Annotated in this window: 17 protein-coding genes; 12 read left to right on the top strand and 5 right to left on the bottom strand. The window is 38.6% G+C overall.

Annotation, left to right across the window (positions count from 1 at the left end; genetic code table 11):
* Positions 1-228: 228 nt before the first annotated feature.
* Positions 229-2,274: a molybdopterin-containing oxidoreductase family protein gene (locus tag JOC76_RS10715; protein WP_205177606.1), complete on the top strand. Its 2,046-nt coding sequence runs from the start codon at positions 229-231 to the stop codon at positions 2,272-2,274.
* Positions 2,275-2,296: 22 nt separating this feature from the next.
* Here the strand turns inward: JOC76_RS10715 and JOC76_RS10710 are convergent, their stop codons facing one another.
* Positions 2,297-2,845: a hypothetical protein gene (locus tag JOC76_RS10710; RefSeq protein WP_205177605.1), complete on the bottom strand. Its 549-nt coding sequence runs from the start codon at positions 2,843-2,845 to the stop codon at positions 2,297-2,299.
* 313 nt (positions 2,846-3,158) lie between these two features.
* Here JOC76_RS10710 and JOC76_RS10705 point away from each other — a divergent pair, with 313 nt between their 5' ends.
* The 4 genes from JOC76_RS10705 to JOC76_RS10690 all read left to right on the top strand — a co-directional run bounded on the left by JOC76_RS10705 (position 3,159) and on the right by JOC76_RS10690 (position 5,708).
* Positions 3,159-3,743, top strand: a complete 585-nt coding sequence (locus JOC76_RS10705; protein WP_205177604.1) for a general stress protein — start codon at positions 3,159-3,161, stop codon at positions 3,741-3,743.
* Positions 3,744-3,860: 117 nt separating this feature from the next.
* Positions 3,861-4,622: an SDR family NAD(P)-dependent oxidoreductase gene (locus tag JOC76_RS10700; RefSeq protein WP_205177603.1), complete on the top strand. Its 762-nt coding sequence runs from the start codon at positions 3,861-3,863 to the stop codon at positions 4,620-4,622.
* Positions 4,623-4,844: 222 nt separating this feature from the next.
* Positions 4,845-5,246 carry a gamma-glutamylcyclotransferase family protein gene (locus JOC76_RS10695; protein ID WP_205177602.1) on the top strand — a complete coding sequence of 134 codons (402 nt, stop codon included), beginning with the start codon at positions 4,845-4,847 and terminating at the stop codon, positions 5,244-5,246.
* Positions 5,247-5,249: 3 nt separating this feature from the next.
* Positions 5,250-5,708, top strand: coding sequence for a gamma-glutamylcyclotransferase family protein (locus JOC76_RS10690; protein WP_307784715.1), 459 nt, complete (start codon positions 5,250-5,252; stop codon positions 5,706-5,708).
* Positions 5,709-6,073: 365 nt separating this feature from the next.
* On the opposite strand, the gene JOC76_RS10685 is transcribed toward JOC76_RS10690, so the two are convergent.
* Positions 6,074-7,585, bottom strand: coding sequence for an MDR family MFS transporter (locus tag JOC76_RS10685; protein WP_239557674.1), 1,512 nt, complete (start codon positions 7,583-7,585; stop codon positions 6,074-6,076).
* Between the two features lie 170 nt (positions 7,586-7,755).
* Between JOC76_RS10685 and JOC76_RS10680 the strand changes: the two genes are divergently transcribed.
* The 6 genes from JOC76_RS10680 to JOC76_RS10655 all read left to right on the top strand — a co-directional run bounded on the left by JOC76_RS10680 (position 7,756) and on the right by JOC76_RS10655 (position 11,232).
* Complete coding sequence (locus JOC76_RS10680) at positions 7,756-8,184, top strand: MarR family winged helix-turn-helix transcriptional regulator (protein ID WP_205177600.1); 429 nt, start codon at positions 7,756-7,758, stop codon at positions 8,182-8,184.
* A gap of 174 nt (positions 8,185-8,358) precedes the next feature.
* Positions 8,359-8,895, top strand: coding sequence for a GNAT family N-acetyltransferase (locus JOC76_RS10675; protein WP_205177599.1), 537 nt, complete (start codon positions 8,359-8,361; stop codon positions 8,893-8,895).
* A 56-nt stretch (positions 8,896-8,951) separates the two neighbouring features.
* Positions 8,952-9,341 carry a VOC family protein gene (locus JOC76_RS10670; protein ID WP_205177598.1) on the top strand — a complete coding sequence of 130 codons (390 nt, stop codon included), beginning with the start codon at positions 8,952-8,954 and terminating at the stop codon, positions 9,339-9,341.
* A gap of 162 nt (positions 9,342-9,503) precedes the next feature.
* Complete coding sequence (locus JOC76_RS10665; protein WP_205177597.1) at positions 9,504-10,004, top strand: CBO0543 family protein; 501 nt, start codon at positions 9,504-9,506, stop codon at positions 10,002-10,004.
* 116 nt (positions 10,005-10,120) lie between these two features.
* Positions 10,121-10,678: a DUF3231 family protein gene (locus tag JOC76_RS10660; protein ID WP_205177596.1), complete on the top strand. Its 558-nt coding sequence runs from the start codon at positions 10,121-10,123 to the stop codon at positions 10,676-10,678.
* 5 nt (positions 10,679-10,683) lie between these two features.
* Positions 10,684-11,232 (top strand): DUF3231 family protein, encoded by a 549-nt coding sequence (locus JOC76_RS10655; RefSeq protein WP_205177595.1) that lies wholly within the window; start codon positions 10,684-10,686, stop codon positions 11,230-11,232.
* Between the two features lie 275 nt (positions 11,233-11,507).
* On the opposite strand, the gene JOC76_RS29960 is transcribed toward JOC76_RS10655, so the two are convergent.
* The gene (locus JOC76_RS29960) at positions 11,508-12,059 is read right to left on the bottom strand and encodes a hypothetical protein (RefSeq protein ID WP_239557673.1); all 552 of its coding nucleotides are present in this window, start codon (positions 12,057-12,059) and stop codon (positions 11,508-11,510) included.
* Entirely contained in the window at positions 12,002-12,757 is a 756-nt protein-coding gene (locus JOC76_RS29955; RefSeq protein ID WP_239557672.1) for a TolB family protein, read from the bottom strand. The genes JOC76_RS29960 and JOC76_RS29955 overlap by 58 nt, the downstream gene beginning before the upstream one ends.
* A 392-nt stretch (positions 12,758-13,149) precedes the next feature.
* Here JOC76_RS29955 and JOC76_RS10645 point away from each other — a divergent pair, with 392 nt between their 5' ends.
* Entirely contained in the window at positions 13,150-13,476 is a 327-nt protein-coding gene (locus JOC76_RS10645) for an antibiotic biosynthesis monooxygenase family protein (RefSeq protein ID WP_205177594.1), read from the top strand.
* A gap of 344 nt (positions 13,477-13,820) precedes the next feature.
* Here the strand turns inward: JOC76_RS10645 and JOC76_RS10640 are convergent, their stop codons facing one another.
* Positions 13,821-14,945, bottom strand: a complete 1,125-nt coding sequence (locus tag JOC76_RS10640; protein ID WP_205177593.1) for a GerAB/ArcD/ProY family transporter — start codon at positions 14,943-14,945, stop codon at positions 13,821-13,823.
* Positions 14,946-14,961: the final 16 nt, after the last annotated feature.

Genomic DNA, 14,961 nt, shown 5'->3' with positions numbered 1-14,961 from the left:
TTTAGCATTTTTGTTGAATCATACAAAAAAGCTTGAAGAGACTTAGGTTTTTTAACTGATTTTGTAGAGCATTTTGAATATCTTCTTCGACTTTAGACAACCAACATTTCGTTTTGCGTAAATCCAGTATCCAATATAATTTGAGCATGATTTATTCTAACTTATGTAATAGAATTAATGTAAAATCTAACAAAATGGTGCCTGACACCAATGGAAAGGAGACCGTCTATGAACTCTTTTGTTGATAGCCCAAATGGTATTTTCCCTTCGGTTTGTTCACTAGATTGCCCGGATCAATGCGGGCTGCTCCTTCATAAGAAGAATGGAAAAATTATCAAGGTAGAGGGTGACCCCAATCATCCAGTCACTAAGGGTTTTATTTGCAATAAGGTACGTAATATGTCGGAACGAATCTATGATGAAAAACGGCTAAAATATCCAATGAAGCGCATGGGTGCGAAAGGAGAAGGGAAGTTTGTCCGCATAAGCTGGGAGGAAGCTATTGAAACCATTACCACTCGCTGGAAGGAACTGTTGCAAACCGAGGGTGCCGAAAGTATTCTGCCCTACAGCTTTTATGGAAATATGGGAAACCTAAGTGCTGAAGGAATGGACCGCCGCTTCTTCAATCGTTTAGGATCCTCTCAGCTGGACAGGAGTATCTGTAACTCAGCCGGTGCAGTTGGTTATAAATATACAATGGGCGCAAGTTTCGGAACCGATCCTGAGGATACCATCCACACCAAGCTGTTTATTTTTTGGGGGATAAATGCTGTAAGTACCAACATGCACCAAGTAGCTCTTGCCCAACAAGCCCGGAAACAAAATGGCGCTAAAATCATTGTTATTGATGTCCATAAAAATCAAACTGCAAGATTAGCAGACTGGTTTATTCCTATTTTACCAGGGACTGATACCGCTCTAGCTTTAGGACTGATGCATATTTTATTTTCCGAGAACATGGTGGATTCCGCATTTCTTAAGCAATATACAATCGGTCATGAGCAACTGCGTGAACATGTTGTGCAATATGACCCTGTTACCGTATCAGGCATTACCGGCATACCGGTAGAGGATATTGTTCAACTGGCAAGGATGTATGGGAAAACCTCCCCTGCCTTTATTCGGATTGGAAATGGCCCGCAGCACCACGACAATGGCGGTATGTTTGTGAGAACGATTTCCTGCCTTCCTGCTTTAACAGGACAGTGGTTAGTAAAAGGAGGAGGGGCTATCAAAGGAAATTCTGCTTACCTGGCGCATAATACTACTATTTTGCAGCGGCCAGAGTTGTTAAAAAATAAAAAAACGCGGGTGATTAATATGAACCTGCTCGGAGAAGCCCTGCTCACTTTAGATCCCCCAGTCAAATCGCTCTATGTTTATGGGAGTAATCCAGCCGTTGTTGCGCCAGCTGGCAATAAGGTTCGAAGAGGATTGAAACGTGAAGACTTATTTACTATCGTCCATGATTTATTTTTAACAGAAACGGCAAACTACGCAGACATTGTTTTACCAGCCACATCTTCCTTTGAAAACACCGATTTCTATACATCGTATTGGCATCATTATATTCAGCTTCAACAGCCTGTAATCGAACCATTCGAGGAAGCAAAGTCAAATGTAGATGTGTTCCGATTACTGGCTAAAGGAATGGGTTTCACTGAATCGGCTTTTGATGAGACAGAAGGAGAGTTGATTGGGCAATCGCTAGTGAATCCCATGAATCCTTATTTGAAAGAAATAACTTACGAATCCTTAAAGGAACATCATTATCTTAAGGCAAGAGCCAAATTTCCTGACAGGCTCCCAACACCGAGCGGAAAAATCGAACTATATTCTGTAAAGATGAAAAGGGACGGATATCCTCCATTACCAACCTATGTACCTTTACTAAATGAATCTGATCACCCTTTGCAATTTATAGCGGGGCCGAATCATCATTTTTTAAATTCAACATTTGCAAACCAGTCAAAGCATGTTGGATTCGAAAAAGAGCCTGAAGTGGTTTTAAATCGTTACGATGCTGAAAAATTAGGCGTGCAAAATGGAGAACAGGTCCGAGTTTGGAACGAACAAGGAGCATGTATCCTTAAAGCGAGGGTTGGTGACAGCGTCCTTCCAGGCGTAGCAGTAACTCAAGGCCTTTGGGGAGCAGATAAAGGAACAAAACAACTGGTCAACTCGCTTACCCCCGATCGTATCGCAGACATGGGCGGAGGAGCCACTTTTTTTTCAGGGAGAGTTACCGTTGAAAAATTAAATGGTGCCTGACACCAAAAATCACCCATAGATGTTACTTAGAATCATTTCTAAATCGTTCATCTGGTTTATTTTGCTCTTCCATTTTCAGGAATTGAATGTCGTCACTTATTTTCTTTTCATGTTGGTTCTTCAATGTGAGAACGGCCGCCTTCCCGTCACTGGGCGATTCATCTGAAAAGTACATTGGAAATAGTGAGAAAAACAGCATATAAAAGGAGAAATAGATAAACTGATACCAAAAAACTGACTTATCTAGAGTTCCTTGAGAAATGAGGCTGTATACCAGAAAAATACCTGTCAGGTTGAATAAAGCCCCACCAAGGTAAATGAAGGTGTTCGTGACACGGTTATCATGCTTTAACGATTTAAACTCGCAGGCCCCGTTCCAAAAGTAGTATTTTCTTATCTCAATATTCCAAAAGGAAAATACCTTTGTCCCGGATCCAATTACGATTTTTTTCTCTGATGCTCCGAAAAGCGTACCGAAAAAAATATGCCCGCTTAGATGAATAATCGTAACGAGAGGCAGGATCACGAAAAAAGAGATTAGAAATTTTATAATGTCAGCCAATCCAAACATGATTATCCCCCTAAAATATTTGATATAGAACCTGTCATTTCGTTTGAGTTCGTTAAGACAATTATTTATGTACCCGGCAACAAAACAACGTTAACTAGAAAAAATTTGCAGTAAAAGTAAAAATGCTGGATACATTATTCATTTTTTAGAATCAATTTAAAAGGACTATCAAAATAAGGATAATCCTTTGTCTGGATTTTATGGTTATTGGAAATGTGTAATGATAAATCAGATGGGCATTAAGAATAGATGTTTCATTCCTCCCCAGGGCGGGTAGCTATAATAATGACTACCAATCAAAGGAGGAATTTCAATGTACGAACATGAAAAACATTTGGTGGGAGTTTACGATACTGAACAAGAGGTTATTCAGGCGGTTGAAGATTTAAAACGACAAGGTTATGCTTCTGAAGATATTTCAGTTATCGGGAAAAACAAAGACGCTGTAAAAGACATTAATGATACGACTGGAACGACAACTGAAAAAAGCGCTCTTACTGGAGCTGCAACAGGCGGTGCACTTGGTGGGATATTAGGACTCCTGGCTGGCGTAGGTGCCCTCGCTATACCAGGTATCGGACCTATTGTAGCGGCTGGACCAATAGCTGCAACCCTGACTGGGGCGGCTGCCGGAGCAGGAGTAGGTGGATTGGCAGGAGTTTTAATTGGATTAGGAATTCCTGAAGAAGAGGCTGACCGTTACGAAGGCTATGTAAAAGAGGGTAAATTCCTTGTTGTGGCGGAACGCCGACAAAACCGTCTAGGAGAAGGACAACAAGTTGATACCAATGTAAACCAAAACGATTCAGACGTAACCATTAGATCAAATGATCCATTCAAAACGCCGGTCACTTCTTTGAATCAAACGACGAACTTACACAACAACAGAGGATTTTAATAATTGAAAGTGAATGGGGTACTGTCTTCAAGTGAAGACGGTACCCTTTTTCGTCTTTTATTTTTTTCTATAAAGGCGCTAAAATGATAATAGTTTATATGAAAAGGAGCTTTTAAAATGGACTTGCAATTGAATGGGAAAAATGTACTCATAACTGGCGGCTCAAAGGGAATTGGCAAAGCCATCGCCAAAGCGTTTGTGGCGGAGGGAGCAAATGTTTCGATAACAGCTCGAAAGCTGGAAGCTTTAGAAATGGTAAAACAAGAGCTAGGGGGCAGCGTTTCTATTTTCCAAGCGGATATCACTAAAGAGGACGAACGTGGAAGAATGTTTCAATCGGTTATAGAACAATACGGAACGATTGACATCCTAATTAATAATGCCGGCGGGAGCAATGGCGGGAAAGCATCAGAAACGGAAATGGATTTGTTCTATCAGGCTATGGAGCTGAATTATTTTTCAGCAGTCCATTTAAGCAAGTTGGCTGTGGAGCATATGAAAAAGCAGCAATCGGGTTCAATTATCAATGTTACATCTATTTATGGAAGGGAAAGCGGAGGGAAAGTTACTTATAATAATGCCAAGTCCGCACTAATCAGTTTTACGAAATCGTTGGCAGATGAGGTAATCCCATATGGAATTAGGGTTAACAGTATCGCGCCCGGAAGCATCTTGCATGAAACGGCCAACTGGCAAAAACGCATCGAAGCAGATCCGGAAGGCATTAAAGAATTCGTGAAAAAAGAAATTCCAGCTGGCCGATTTGGCACCCCGGAGGAAATCGCCAATGTGGCGCTGTTTCTATCCTCCGTAAAAGCAACATGGATTGTAGGTGCGAGTATCAATGTGGATGGCGGACAGTCGAAAATGAATTTTTAAGAGGAATGGATGATGCTGACTCAAAAGGTCGTTAAATGACAACTCTTTTTTTGAGTCAGTTTTTTGTCTACTAGTATATCATAAAGTGTAGTTCAAGACTGGTTACATACTAACGTTGTATATTAATAGGTATAAATGTTTAATAATGTAAAAAAATTTAGGGGTAGAGTTAATTGGTACTGATAATTGAATAAAGGAATTGAACAATAGGAGGGAAGTCAGATGAACAACATTTATGTGTTTGTGTATGGAACCTTAAGACTAAATGAAAGTAATCACTATTTACTGAAGGAGGCTACCCTGATTGCCCGGCAGGCATGGACGAATGGACGTCTTTTTGATACAGGTCTCGGTTACCCAGCAATGAAGGAATCAATGAACGATATAGTCTATGGTGAATTATATCTTGTATCCGAAGAACAGCTGCATAGGCTAGATGAATTGGAAGATTACCGACCAAATGATCGAAATAGCTTATACAACCGTAAAAAGCAAGTTGTTTTTTATGATACTGGTAAAATAGAAGCCTATTTATATTTCATAGCTAAGCATAATGAGCATATGTTGAGAATTCCTATCTCATCGGGTGATTGGAAACTATACCTATATGAACAACAGAAATAAACCATCCTATATTTTGCCTATGGAAGCTGCATGGATGGCGTACGCTTTAAGCTTCGCAATAAGAATCATTTTTTTCAAAATGTGAAAGGATGTGGTATCCTGAGTGGATTCTCACTTAGATTTACAAGAAGGGCATATGATGGCGGTCGTGCAGATATTGTGGAAGAGGGCGGAATCGTCGAAGGTAAAGTATACGAAGTCAATTCTGCATGTCTTGATTATTTGTATCAACGAGAAGGGGTTAGTGCCGGCTTCTATCGACCGACCTTTGTGGACATTAATTTAAACGGAAAAATAGTTGAAGATGTCTTAACCTTCACAGTGGTAAACAAAGAGGCAGAAACAGCCCCGCCTTCTGAATATCTGGAGGAAAATCTTCGAGGCGGCACAGGTTGTGTAAGTGAAGCTTATCTCACTAGTCTTAGAGAAAGAATGAAATCTACCTTTGGAATCGGATTATAAAAAAGGAAGTAGAATTCGACAGATAAGAGCAGTTCAAAACCCCCGAAGGATGAATGATTCGCGAGTTATGGTAGATAAGAGCGGTTCATAACTCCCGAAGGATGAACGATTCGCGAGTTATGGTAGATAAGAGCAGTTCATAACCCCCGAAGGATGAACGATTCGCAAGTTATGGTAGATAAGAGCAGTTCAAAACCCCCGAAGGATGAATGATTCACGAATTACGGTAGATATGAGGGGTTCATAACTCCCGAAGGATGGAAGATTCGCGAGTTCCGGTAGATAAGAGTGGTCCCAAACCCCTGACTGACTTTAACGATTTCTAGCAAATAAAAAAAGAAGCCGCCAAATTGGCGGCTTTCCGTTTAATGTTGGACTTGCTTTTGCTGCTCCATTACCTTCTGGTGTGAAGGTAAGAAAAACGTACAAACGAGGTTAGCGAGCCCGATAAAGAACACAAGAATAAACACAAGGTGCATTCCATGCGCGAGCGCCTCATGGATCATATTCACGACGTTAGCAGGCAGCTTATTAAGGGTATCAGAGCTTAAGACATTACTAATATTGCCTCCTCCGCTCCACCCACCGGCTGCATGTTCTTTTCCATAAGTAATAATAGAGTTATTAAAAATGGTTCCAAAGACTGCAACTCCGACCGTTTGACCAATCGACCTAGTAAAGGTGTTGGATGCGGTTGCCGCACCACGCATTTGCCAGCCAACCGCCGATTGAACAAGAACGGTTGTTGGGGTTGTCGCGTAACCCATGCCAAGACCAATGACAATCATAATCCCTACAAAATACCAATACGGTGAATCCAGTTCCACAGCAAGCAACCAAGTTCCACCGAGTGCAATCAACACAGCACCAAGAATCGCAGTTAACTTAGAGCCAATTTTATACATATAACGTCCGGCAAAAGTGGCACCCAACGGCCAGGCAATCGACATTGGCATAAGCGTAAGTCCTGAGCTCGTCGCACTGTGTCCAAGAATCGTCTGAATCCACATCGGTAAATAAACATTCACCCCAATGAGAACAGCACTTGCTAGAAAACCAATAAAATTGGATACTAGGATTACGGGAATCTTAAATAACGATGGTGGAAGCATCGGCTCCTTCACCTTGGTTTCAATATAACCAAACAGCACTATAAAGATCACCGCAACAGCAAACAGAGTATAAATAGCTGTCGAATTCCAGGCATATTTCTGTCCTGGACCAGCATTAAGTAGAGCATATAATAGAGTTGAAATTCCAATCGTAAAAGTAATGGCTCCAAGATAATCAATTTTACGATCCTTTTTCAATTCTACTGTTTCATGGAAGAAGACAGTGATTAACACAAGAGATACTAATCCGACCGGCAAATTAATGTAGAAAATCCAACGCCAGCTGATTTGGTCCACAAAGAATCCGCCCACCAATGGGCCAAGAAGACCAGCAATTCCCCAAACGGAACTAAATACTCCTTGCATTTTGGCACGTTGTTCACCAGGGTAAAGGTCGCCAATAATGGTGAAGGTTAACGGCATCACCGCACCAGCACCAATTCCTTGAAAGGCACGGAACCAAATTAATTGAGTCATCGTATGAGCAGCACCTGACAACATGGAGCCTGCTACAAACAAAATAACCCCTGTCATAAAAACTTTTTTCCGTCCGAATAAATCGGATAATTTACCGTAAATAGGTGTCGTTACAGAAGTGGTAAGCGTATAGATTGCAAATACCCAGCTGATTAATTTTAAACCGCTCAGGTCACTGACAATCCGCGGCATGGCGGTACTGACAACCGTGACATCAATCGCGACTAATAGAATCGCAACCAGCATCGCAACGGTTACCATTTTACGATTTGTCGTTGTTTTTGGCATGTTTTGCCTCCTTTATTTTAAAAATAATAGAAAGAAATATGGAAAAATCCTTTAATTTGTCAAGATGTTGACTAAATTAGTTTAAGTTATCATTACAATTTAGTCAACAACTTGACTAAGTTTTTCTACTCCATTAAGATAGTCAATAATTAATGGACACGGAGGTTTGTATGGTAAATGTAAAAACTAATATTACTCTAGATTTCCTTAGGATATCCAATCTGTTAAACAGATATGGAGCAAAGATGGTTTCGGAGGTTGGATTGAATAGCATACAGCAATGGGTCATTCTAAGAACCATTATTGAAAGAGAAGACATTTCGATTGGTGAACTAAAAGAAGAAATGCTGGTAACGAAACAAAATATGACCGGAATGATCAATCGTCTACAGCAATCCAATTTAGTTACTCTATTTCAAGACTCCGAAGATAAAAGACGAACTCGAGTGAAGATAACAGAGGAAGGAATCGGTGTTTATGAGCAATTGAAATCGTTACGAAATGAATTTAATGACAAGACTTATCATATTTACAATGACCAAGAAATAGTGTTATTAAGCGATTTACTTAATCGGCTCGTTGAGCATTTGAAAGAATAATGTTTCTCAGCAGTGTCAGGAACGGTGCCTGACACTTTTTTATGTGTTTGATTAAAAAAATAATAATATTATGTAAACTAAAATAACTTTAAAATTCTTCAATAAAAAGAGGGCTTCACTCATTTTTGTGGAAGTATTTCATTAGAGTTTATTCAGTAAAGGGAGAAGGTAGTTATGGTAAAACTTAAGTATTTTGAGAGTTACGATTTCAAACAACTTATCAATTGGATTGATTCCCCTTCATTCTTACTTCAATGGGGAGGTCCAGGGTTCGACTATCCATTGAACGATACTCAATTAGAGAAGTACATAGAGAATGCCAATATGCAAAACGCAGAAACTCTGGTTTATAAAGTAATTGATAATGATACGGGTAAAACTATTGGTCATATTTCTTTGGGGAAAATTGATAAAAAAAACAAATCTGCAAGAGTTGGAAAAGTATTAGTCGGTGATAAAAATACAAGAGGTAAAGGAATAGGTCAGCAAATGATTAAGGAAATCCTTAAAATTGGATTTGATGAACTTCAACTACATAGAGTTAGTCTTGGGGTATTTGACTTTAATGTCTCTGCCATTGCCTGTTACGAAAAAGCAGGATTTATTAAAGAGGGTTTACTTCGAGATTCAAGAAAGAATGGGGATGAATACTGGAGTCTATGGGAAATGAGTATTTTAGAAAACGAATGGTCGAAAACCAAAAACGTTTAGCCATATTCGACTAAAGTAAAAATTAAAATTAATTGAAATGAAAAAGAGTGAAGATTTTGATTAAATATAAATGCCTCCATCATGTAAGTCTTACTGTCACAAATTTAAAAAGAGCAAAAGATTTTTATGGAAATACTTTATGTTTAAAAGAAATACCGCGTCCTGATTTTGATTTTCCAGGTGCCTGGTATGAAATAGAGGGAAAGCAAATCCACTTGATAGTCGATCCCTCTTCACAGACGATTCGGCAGGATAAAAGCTTATCTAGCAGGGAAGGTCACTTTGCCCTCAGAGTCGAGAACTACTATGACACTCTTAATTGGTTAAAACAAAATGAAGTTGAAATCCTTGAAAAACCTTACGGAAAAAGTGGATTCGCACAAATTTTCTGTGCAGACCCAGATGGTAATTTGATTGAACTAAATGTTGATCAAAAAGAGTTATAAATAAAAAAGATCAAAGGCTACCAATACTGGGATTTTTCTGCTTAAAGTAGCGAAGCAGATTTGTGGAGGAAACTGTTCGAAAATGAAAAGGATGAAGGAAAAATAAAAAAAGAAGCACCTGGGAATCCTATTAACAGTTGACGTAGGAAGCCAGGTGTTTTTATGTGGTACTGGTACTTATTCTTATGTGTGATTATTTTCAATATAGTTGCCATTTGTATAAAGAAGAAATTAAAGCCAATTGAAATGTATGCAACTATTGTGACCTGCATGCTTATACAAACGAAAGTAGACCGATGGACAGACAGGTTAGACTGGTATGGATTCTTTTCAAGATGGTTTATCGATGCACCAACGTTACTTGTTAACATGGGTTTGTATCCTGCGGCAGCTATCATCATGCTGAACTTCTATCCATACGATAAATCCAAGTGGTGGGCAGCAGCTTACATATTAATATGGTCAATAGCCTCTACTGGCTTTGAATGGACATTCCTAAAGATGGGATATATGTATTATGGAAAGGACTGGAACTTGCTTTTCTCCGCTTTCTCCTACCCCGTCCTCTACTTAGTGCTACTTGGAAATCTAAAGATTGTAGATGCCATCTTGCAGAAGTCTGAATGTGGACGAAAAGAGGAACACAAAGAGAAGCAGACCTAATCCAGAGAGCTGCTTTTCTTTTATATTTTTTATCACATTGTTTGTTGTCTAAAATTAGCTTCTGCATTAAAAATATACCTTCAGGAAAAATTAAATGAAAGAAAGGAAGGTAAAGTATGTGCCCTGATGTACTGGAAGCTATTAAAAATTTAATGCAATCATTTATTGACGATGAGCCCAAATCACCATTACATGTTGGTGAAGTTATGTCTTGCTGGTTATTTTTAGCGTTAATCGCGGAGACACAAGTACAGACGGAAGCAGGTATAAACAGCACAACCGACCCTGAATTGAGAAAAACGCTTCATGAAGCAGTAGAGATGTTTAAATCACAGAAAGAGCAGCTCACAGCATTTTTGCGGTTAGAAGGAGTACCCTTACCACCTACAAGTGAATCGAAACCAATCTCAGATCCAAATAGTGTCCCGTTAGGCGTCAAGTTAACGGATAAAGAACTTGCAAACAGCCTTAAGAAAAAAATATCGATGGCGATTACAAACTGTGCAAATTCATCAGCTCAAACCATTCGTAACGATGTTGGTATGATATGGGCTAAATTTTTGCAGGAACATATAACCTTTTTAACAACATTTAAATCACAGATGCGAAAACGAGGGTGGCTTAAAGTTCCACCGCCGTACCTTCCCGCAGGTTCACCGTATACAGGGAGGTGAGAAAGATGCCAGACGTATTAGAAGCTGTTAAAAATATCGTGCAATCGTTGATGGACGATGAGCCAAAGCAAGCCTTACATGTTGGTGAGGTTATGTCTTTTTGGTCATTCCTTTCTGAAATGGCGGATGAACAAGTACATTCAGAAGCAGGGATTAACAGTACAACGGACCCCGAATTGAGGAAAGCTTATCACGAAACAATAAAAATGTTCAAATCGCAGAATGAACGAATCGCAGCATTTTTACGATTTGAAGGAGTACCTTTACCTCCGTTAAGTGAACCGAAACCAATCTCAGACCCTAATAAAATACCGCTCGGAGTCAAATTGACGGATGATGAACTTGCAAACAGCATTAGTATTAAAATGTATCTAGGTATTTCATATTGTGCTAACGCCATAAATGAGTCCGTACGTAATGATGTTTGTTTGATATGGCTTGATTTTTTACAGGAATACATGACATTTGGAGCAAACATAAAAACACTTCTGAAAAAACGAGGATGGCTTAAAATTCCACCATTCTATAATCCGCCCGGGTCACCGAGTAAATGACAGAATAGAAAGCAATCAAAAAGTATAATTTATCTGAATATATCGTAAGGGATGTCACGTTCTTGTTCAGCTAACGGATACTTGAACGTAACAAAGGGTTTCTGCGGAAGTTCTTTTTTATTTAGCTAGACTGGGCAGGTTTCTTTAATAAGAATAGATTTATTTTTATTTGTATTAGGCTGCCAGACCCATTCTTTTAACAACTAAAAGTGAAATTCATTCCATTTTAAAAGCGCCAAAAAGGCGCTTTAACTATTGCTTAGGACGCAAGCATTTCATTGACCACCTTGATAAAATTCAATGGTATCCACGTTTTTAATCCATAGTTTTGCTTGTGTCCCATTCGTATTTGCCTTCCAAAGGTTTCTATTGTTATCTGTTATCGAGGTTCCTCTGAACCAAACAATCTTATCAATCGATTTTACGAATAATGGATTATAATCACCATATTCTTTAGGCGGTGTTGTTATTTTTTGTTGCTTATTTGCTTTGATTTTAATTAAATAAATAGACGGTAAGGGATGTTTCTTAAAATAATTTGACCATTCTGCTTCTTTGCTTCTAGATGAAACTATTGCGTTGTCAGAAATCCAATCAAAATCAAGATCGATGTAGTTTTCTGGAGTATATTTTGTTGATGCAGGCATTACCTCTATTTTTAAATCTTTATTTTTAAATCCAAAAACAATTCTTCCGCCACCGGCAATATAGGCAATAGTATCACTTGAAGGCGCCCATTTTGGTTCTCCGACCTGACGAATAATTTCATCTAATACATTAAAATCCTTGCCCTCGCTTGAGATGACACATAGCATATTACTATCCATTGACCAGGATGCGGTTGGCGAGACAATAAATGAAATCCATTTTTTACTTGGAGAATAATTAAAATCGTCTGCATGAACTGCAATAATTTTGTTATCCTTATTTGTTCCAATCTCTCTCTTGGAAGGGTAAATAAACGATCAACACCGCCATATAAAACAATATTTTTATAATTTTTTCCTACTTTTTTAGTATAAAGAATGGCACTCGTCCAGCCATCCGGTTGAAGAGTTCCAGCTGACGATAGCAAAAACCCACTTCCATTCGGCAGCCAAATATAACCGTGAACACCCACTGCAATGTTTAAGAACTGTGATAAATCCGATATATTGATTGTACCTACTTGATTGAATGCGATGACATTTTTAGTTGGCGACCATGATGGGGAATTGCCGTCATAAAATATTTTCTTTTTTTCACCAGTTGAAACATGATAAGCCCAGATTTCTTGTTGAAATTCTTTATTCGGTCGATCTGCAGGAGTTTCATTCTGATAAAGCAGCCACTGTCCGTCTTTAGACCATTTAGGCTGACCCAAGACTTTCCCGGTTATAGTAATTTGCTTTTCCTCGTTGTTGATAAACGTCCAAAGATTTCCGTCCCTAATAAAAGCAGCCTTTACAACATTATCATTTTCTGCAAAAGAAGGTATTGGATAAAGCAAAGACAAAAATAGTGTAATGAATAGAATTCTTTTCATAATTTTTGGACCTCCCATTATTAGAATGGTTTCGATAGAACGTATTTAAACAAAGGTGGAAGTTTATTAAAATTAAACGATGATGGTTAAGGAGGTAAATCATCTCTACTGAAGGACCATAAGAGATTCGAAAAGTCATGTGGTTTTTTACCAACTGAAACGTAATGTGCGGTTCTGGAAGATTTATCATTTTATGCGGGATAATGGTGAATAACAATCGTTATTCCAAGACTAAGGTTACCATTACTATTAGTTATCTACTTGTATTCATTTTACTTTTCTTACTGAACTAACCCAGGGGTAGAGTTATTAACGTTATAAACATCTTACAAATTCATAAATTATAGTAAAGTGAGAATTGTAAAAATTGTTAAACTTGGGGGCATCGATATATGAGTGGAATGGCAAAAACTCCAGTACCACCTTATTATGCAGTGATTTTTTCGTCACAGAGAACGGAGGGTGACAGAGGTTACGGTAAAATGGCGGAAATAATGGAAGAGTTAGCTTCAAAGCAAAAGGGATTCTTAGGTGTGGAAAGTGCTCGTGATGAAGGGTTAGGGATTACAGTTTCCTATTGGGATTCTTTAGATGCAATTAAGCATTGGAAGGAACACTCAGCACACCAAGTAGCTCAGAATAGAGGTAAAAATGAATGGTACAAGAACTTCGCACTAAGAGTGTGTAAAGTAGAAAGGGATAACTTTTTTGAAATGTAATAATTTGAGATTATTTAACTTTTGTGTGCGATGCTTAAAGAAGCATCGCATTTCTTTTCAAAATATCATGTAATGGCTTTAATTCTCTTTCCGTTAACCTACTATGGGTTCTTTTTTTAATTTTTGGAAATTGTTTTTTAAAAAACAATTTGAAATAAATCTTATTAGAAAGTATCGTTCTCTTTTAATAACTGAATCTGCACCAGAACTTTATTTCTTCTGTCGTTTCCATGCAATGATGGACAAAGGGATGGAAAGAATCATAAAAAATATATATAACGCCCACGGATACTGTATAAGTACTTGAACTTGCCATGGCCATAGATACTTACCCATGCTTTATGCTACAACTCCTCGTATTTTCCTACTTCTTTTGGCTGTTTTGACCACTTTTTTCGAATTAGCGTAACGATTAGCAGTATACTCGGTAAAATGACATATAATAGGATGGGCCCAAGAGTCTTCTGTGCATTTATCAAACCAGCATATATGTGTTCATTGATATTATTTGACATGGTCATGCATAACAAATAGGAAAGAAGCGCAATAGGGATAACCAATGATGCACTACTACGTATGTTCAGTAACAGTTGAGTCGAGCGAATGACTACATATAGATAAACGGTTATCTTAACATAAGCTGTGATAATCATCGTTAAAGCTACCATGGCATCTAAATTCTCCAGAAAATCAGCCAGTGATATTTGTCTAATTAACATATATAGGGGATATAGCGTATGCTGAAGAATATCTCCCCCAAAAACGGTGATCTCCATCAGGGTAAACACAGTAATAGTCAGACCGGCTACGATAGAAGCCACTATCGTTGTTTTCCTAATTTTTTTCGGTTTCTTCACTAACGGCCAAATCGTGGCTAGTGTCAGAGTCTCCGCAAATGATATGGAAATTCCCGTCGGCCATACGGCTGACCAAACCTTTCCCCAGCCTTGTCCAATGATCGGTTGAAGATTTTTAAAATGGACAAGTCCTGTACTAAAAAACAGGACAATTTCTATGATGAAAAACAAAAATAGGATGGGTAATAAATATTCTATCAACCGTGCTAACACTTCTATTCCAGAAAATAGGCAATAGATAATAACTAGTAACATGGCCGCAATGACAAACCATGATGGTGTTCCCGGTAGAAGGGTGGCTGGGATTAACGACTTCATATCAGCAAGTGTACGTCCGGCGAGATACAAAAAATTAAGAGGGTACAACCATGCAAGGGGCACACCTAACCATCGCCCGAATTGCGCAGGAAACCATTCCACTAGCGTTAAACCTGGATTATATTCCATAAGGAACGTTTGCATGACAATGATGATGATGCCTATACACATAGAGATTAAGGAGGAAAGCCATGCATCTCTTCCTGCTGACGAAGCAAAGCCAAATATCACTGTGGTTCCAATTTGGAAACACACAGTGAGTGTAAAAAGCTGAAAAACAGAAATCCGTTCCATGTCATTCCTCCTTTCT

Source organism: Neobacillus cucumis (genome assembly GCF_016908975.1).
GTDB lineage: Bacteria > Bacillota > Bacilli > Bacillales > Cytobacillaceae > Neobacillus > Neobacillus cucumis.
This window is presented reverse-complemented; position numbering and strand designations above follow the sequence as displayed.

Bases quoted from the DNA above. Each gene is read 5' to 3' on its own strand.
- JOC76_RS10680 (WP_205177600.1), top strand. From the start codon at position 7,756: ATGGTAAATGTAAAAACTAATATTACTCTAGATTTCCTTAGGATATCC.
- JOC76_RS10700 (WP_205177603.1), top strand. From the start codon at position 3,861: ATGGACTTGCAATTGAATGGGAAAAATGTACTCATAACTGGCGGCTCA.
- JOC76_RS29960 (WP_239557673.1), bottom strand. From the start codon at position 12,059: ATGGATAGTAATATGCTATGTGTCATCTCAAGCGAGGGCAAGGATTTT.
- JOC76_RS10665 (WP_205177597.1), top strand. From the start codon at position 9,504: ATGTGGTACTGGTACTTATTCTTATGTGTGATTATTTTCAATATAGTT.
- JOC76_RS10675 (WP_205177599.1), top strand. From the start codon at position 8,359: ATGGTAAAACTTAAGTATTTTGAGAGTTACGATTTCAAACAACTTATC.
- JOC76_RS10715 (WP_205177606.1), top strand. From the start codon at position 229: ATGAACTCTTTTGTTGATAGCCCAAATGGTATTTTCCCTTCGGTTTGT.
- JOC76_RS10685 (WP_239557674.1), bottom strand. From the start codon at position 7,585: ATGCCAAAAACAACGACAAATCGTAAAATGGTAACCGTTGCGATGCTG.
- JOC76_RS10645 (WP_205177594.1), top strand. From the start codon at position 13,150: ATGAGTGGAATGGCAAAAACTCCAGTACCACCTTATTATGCAGTGATT.
- JOC76_RS10660 (WP_205177596.1), top strand. From the start codon at position 10,121: ATGTGCCCTGATGTACTGGAAGCTATTAAAAATTTAATGCAATCATTT.
- JOC76_RS10640 (WP_205177593.1), bottom strand. From the start codon at position 14,945: ATGGAACGGATTTCTGTTTTTCAGCTTTTTACACTCACTGTGTGTTTC.
- JOC76_RS10710 (WP_205177605.1), bottom strand. From the start codon at position 2,845: ATGTTTGGATTGGCTGACATTATAAAATTTCTAATCTCTTTTTTCGTG.
- JOC76_RS10655 (WP_205177595.1), top strand. From the start codon at position 10,684: ATGCCAGACGTATTAGAAGCTGTTAAAAATATCGTGCAATCGTTGATG.
- JOC76_RS10695 (WP_205177602.1), top strand. From the start codon at position 4,845: ATGAACAACATTTATGTGTTTGTGTATGGAACCTTAAGACTAAATGAA.
- JOC76_RS10705 (WP_205177604.1), top strand. From the start codon at position 3,159: ATGTACGAACATGAAAAACATTTGGTGGGAGTTTACGATACTGAACAA.
- JOC76_RS29955 (WP_239557672.1), bottom strand. From the start codon at position 12,757: ATGAAAAGAATTCTATTCATTACACTATTTTTGTCTTTGCTTTATCCA.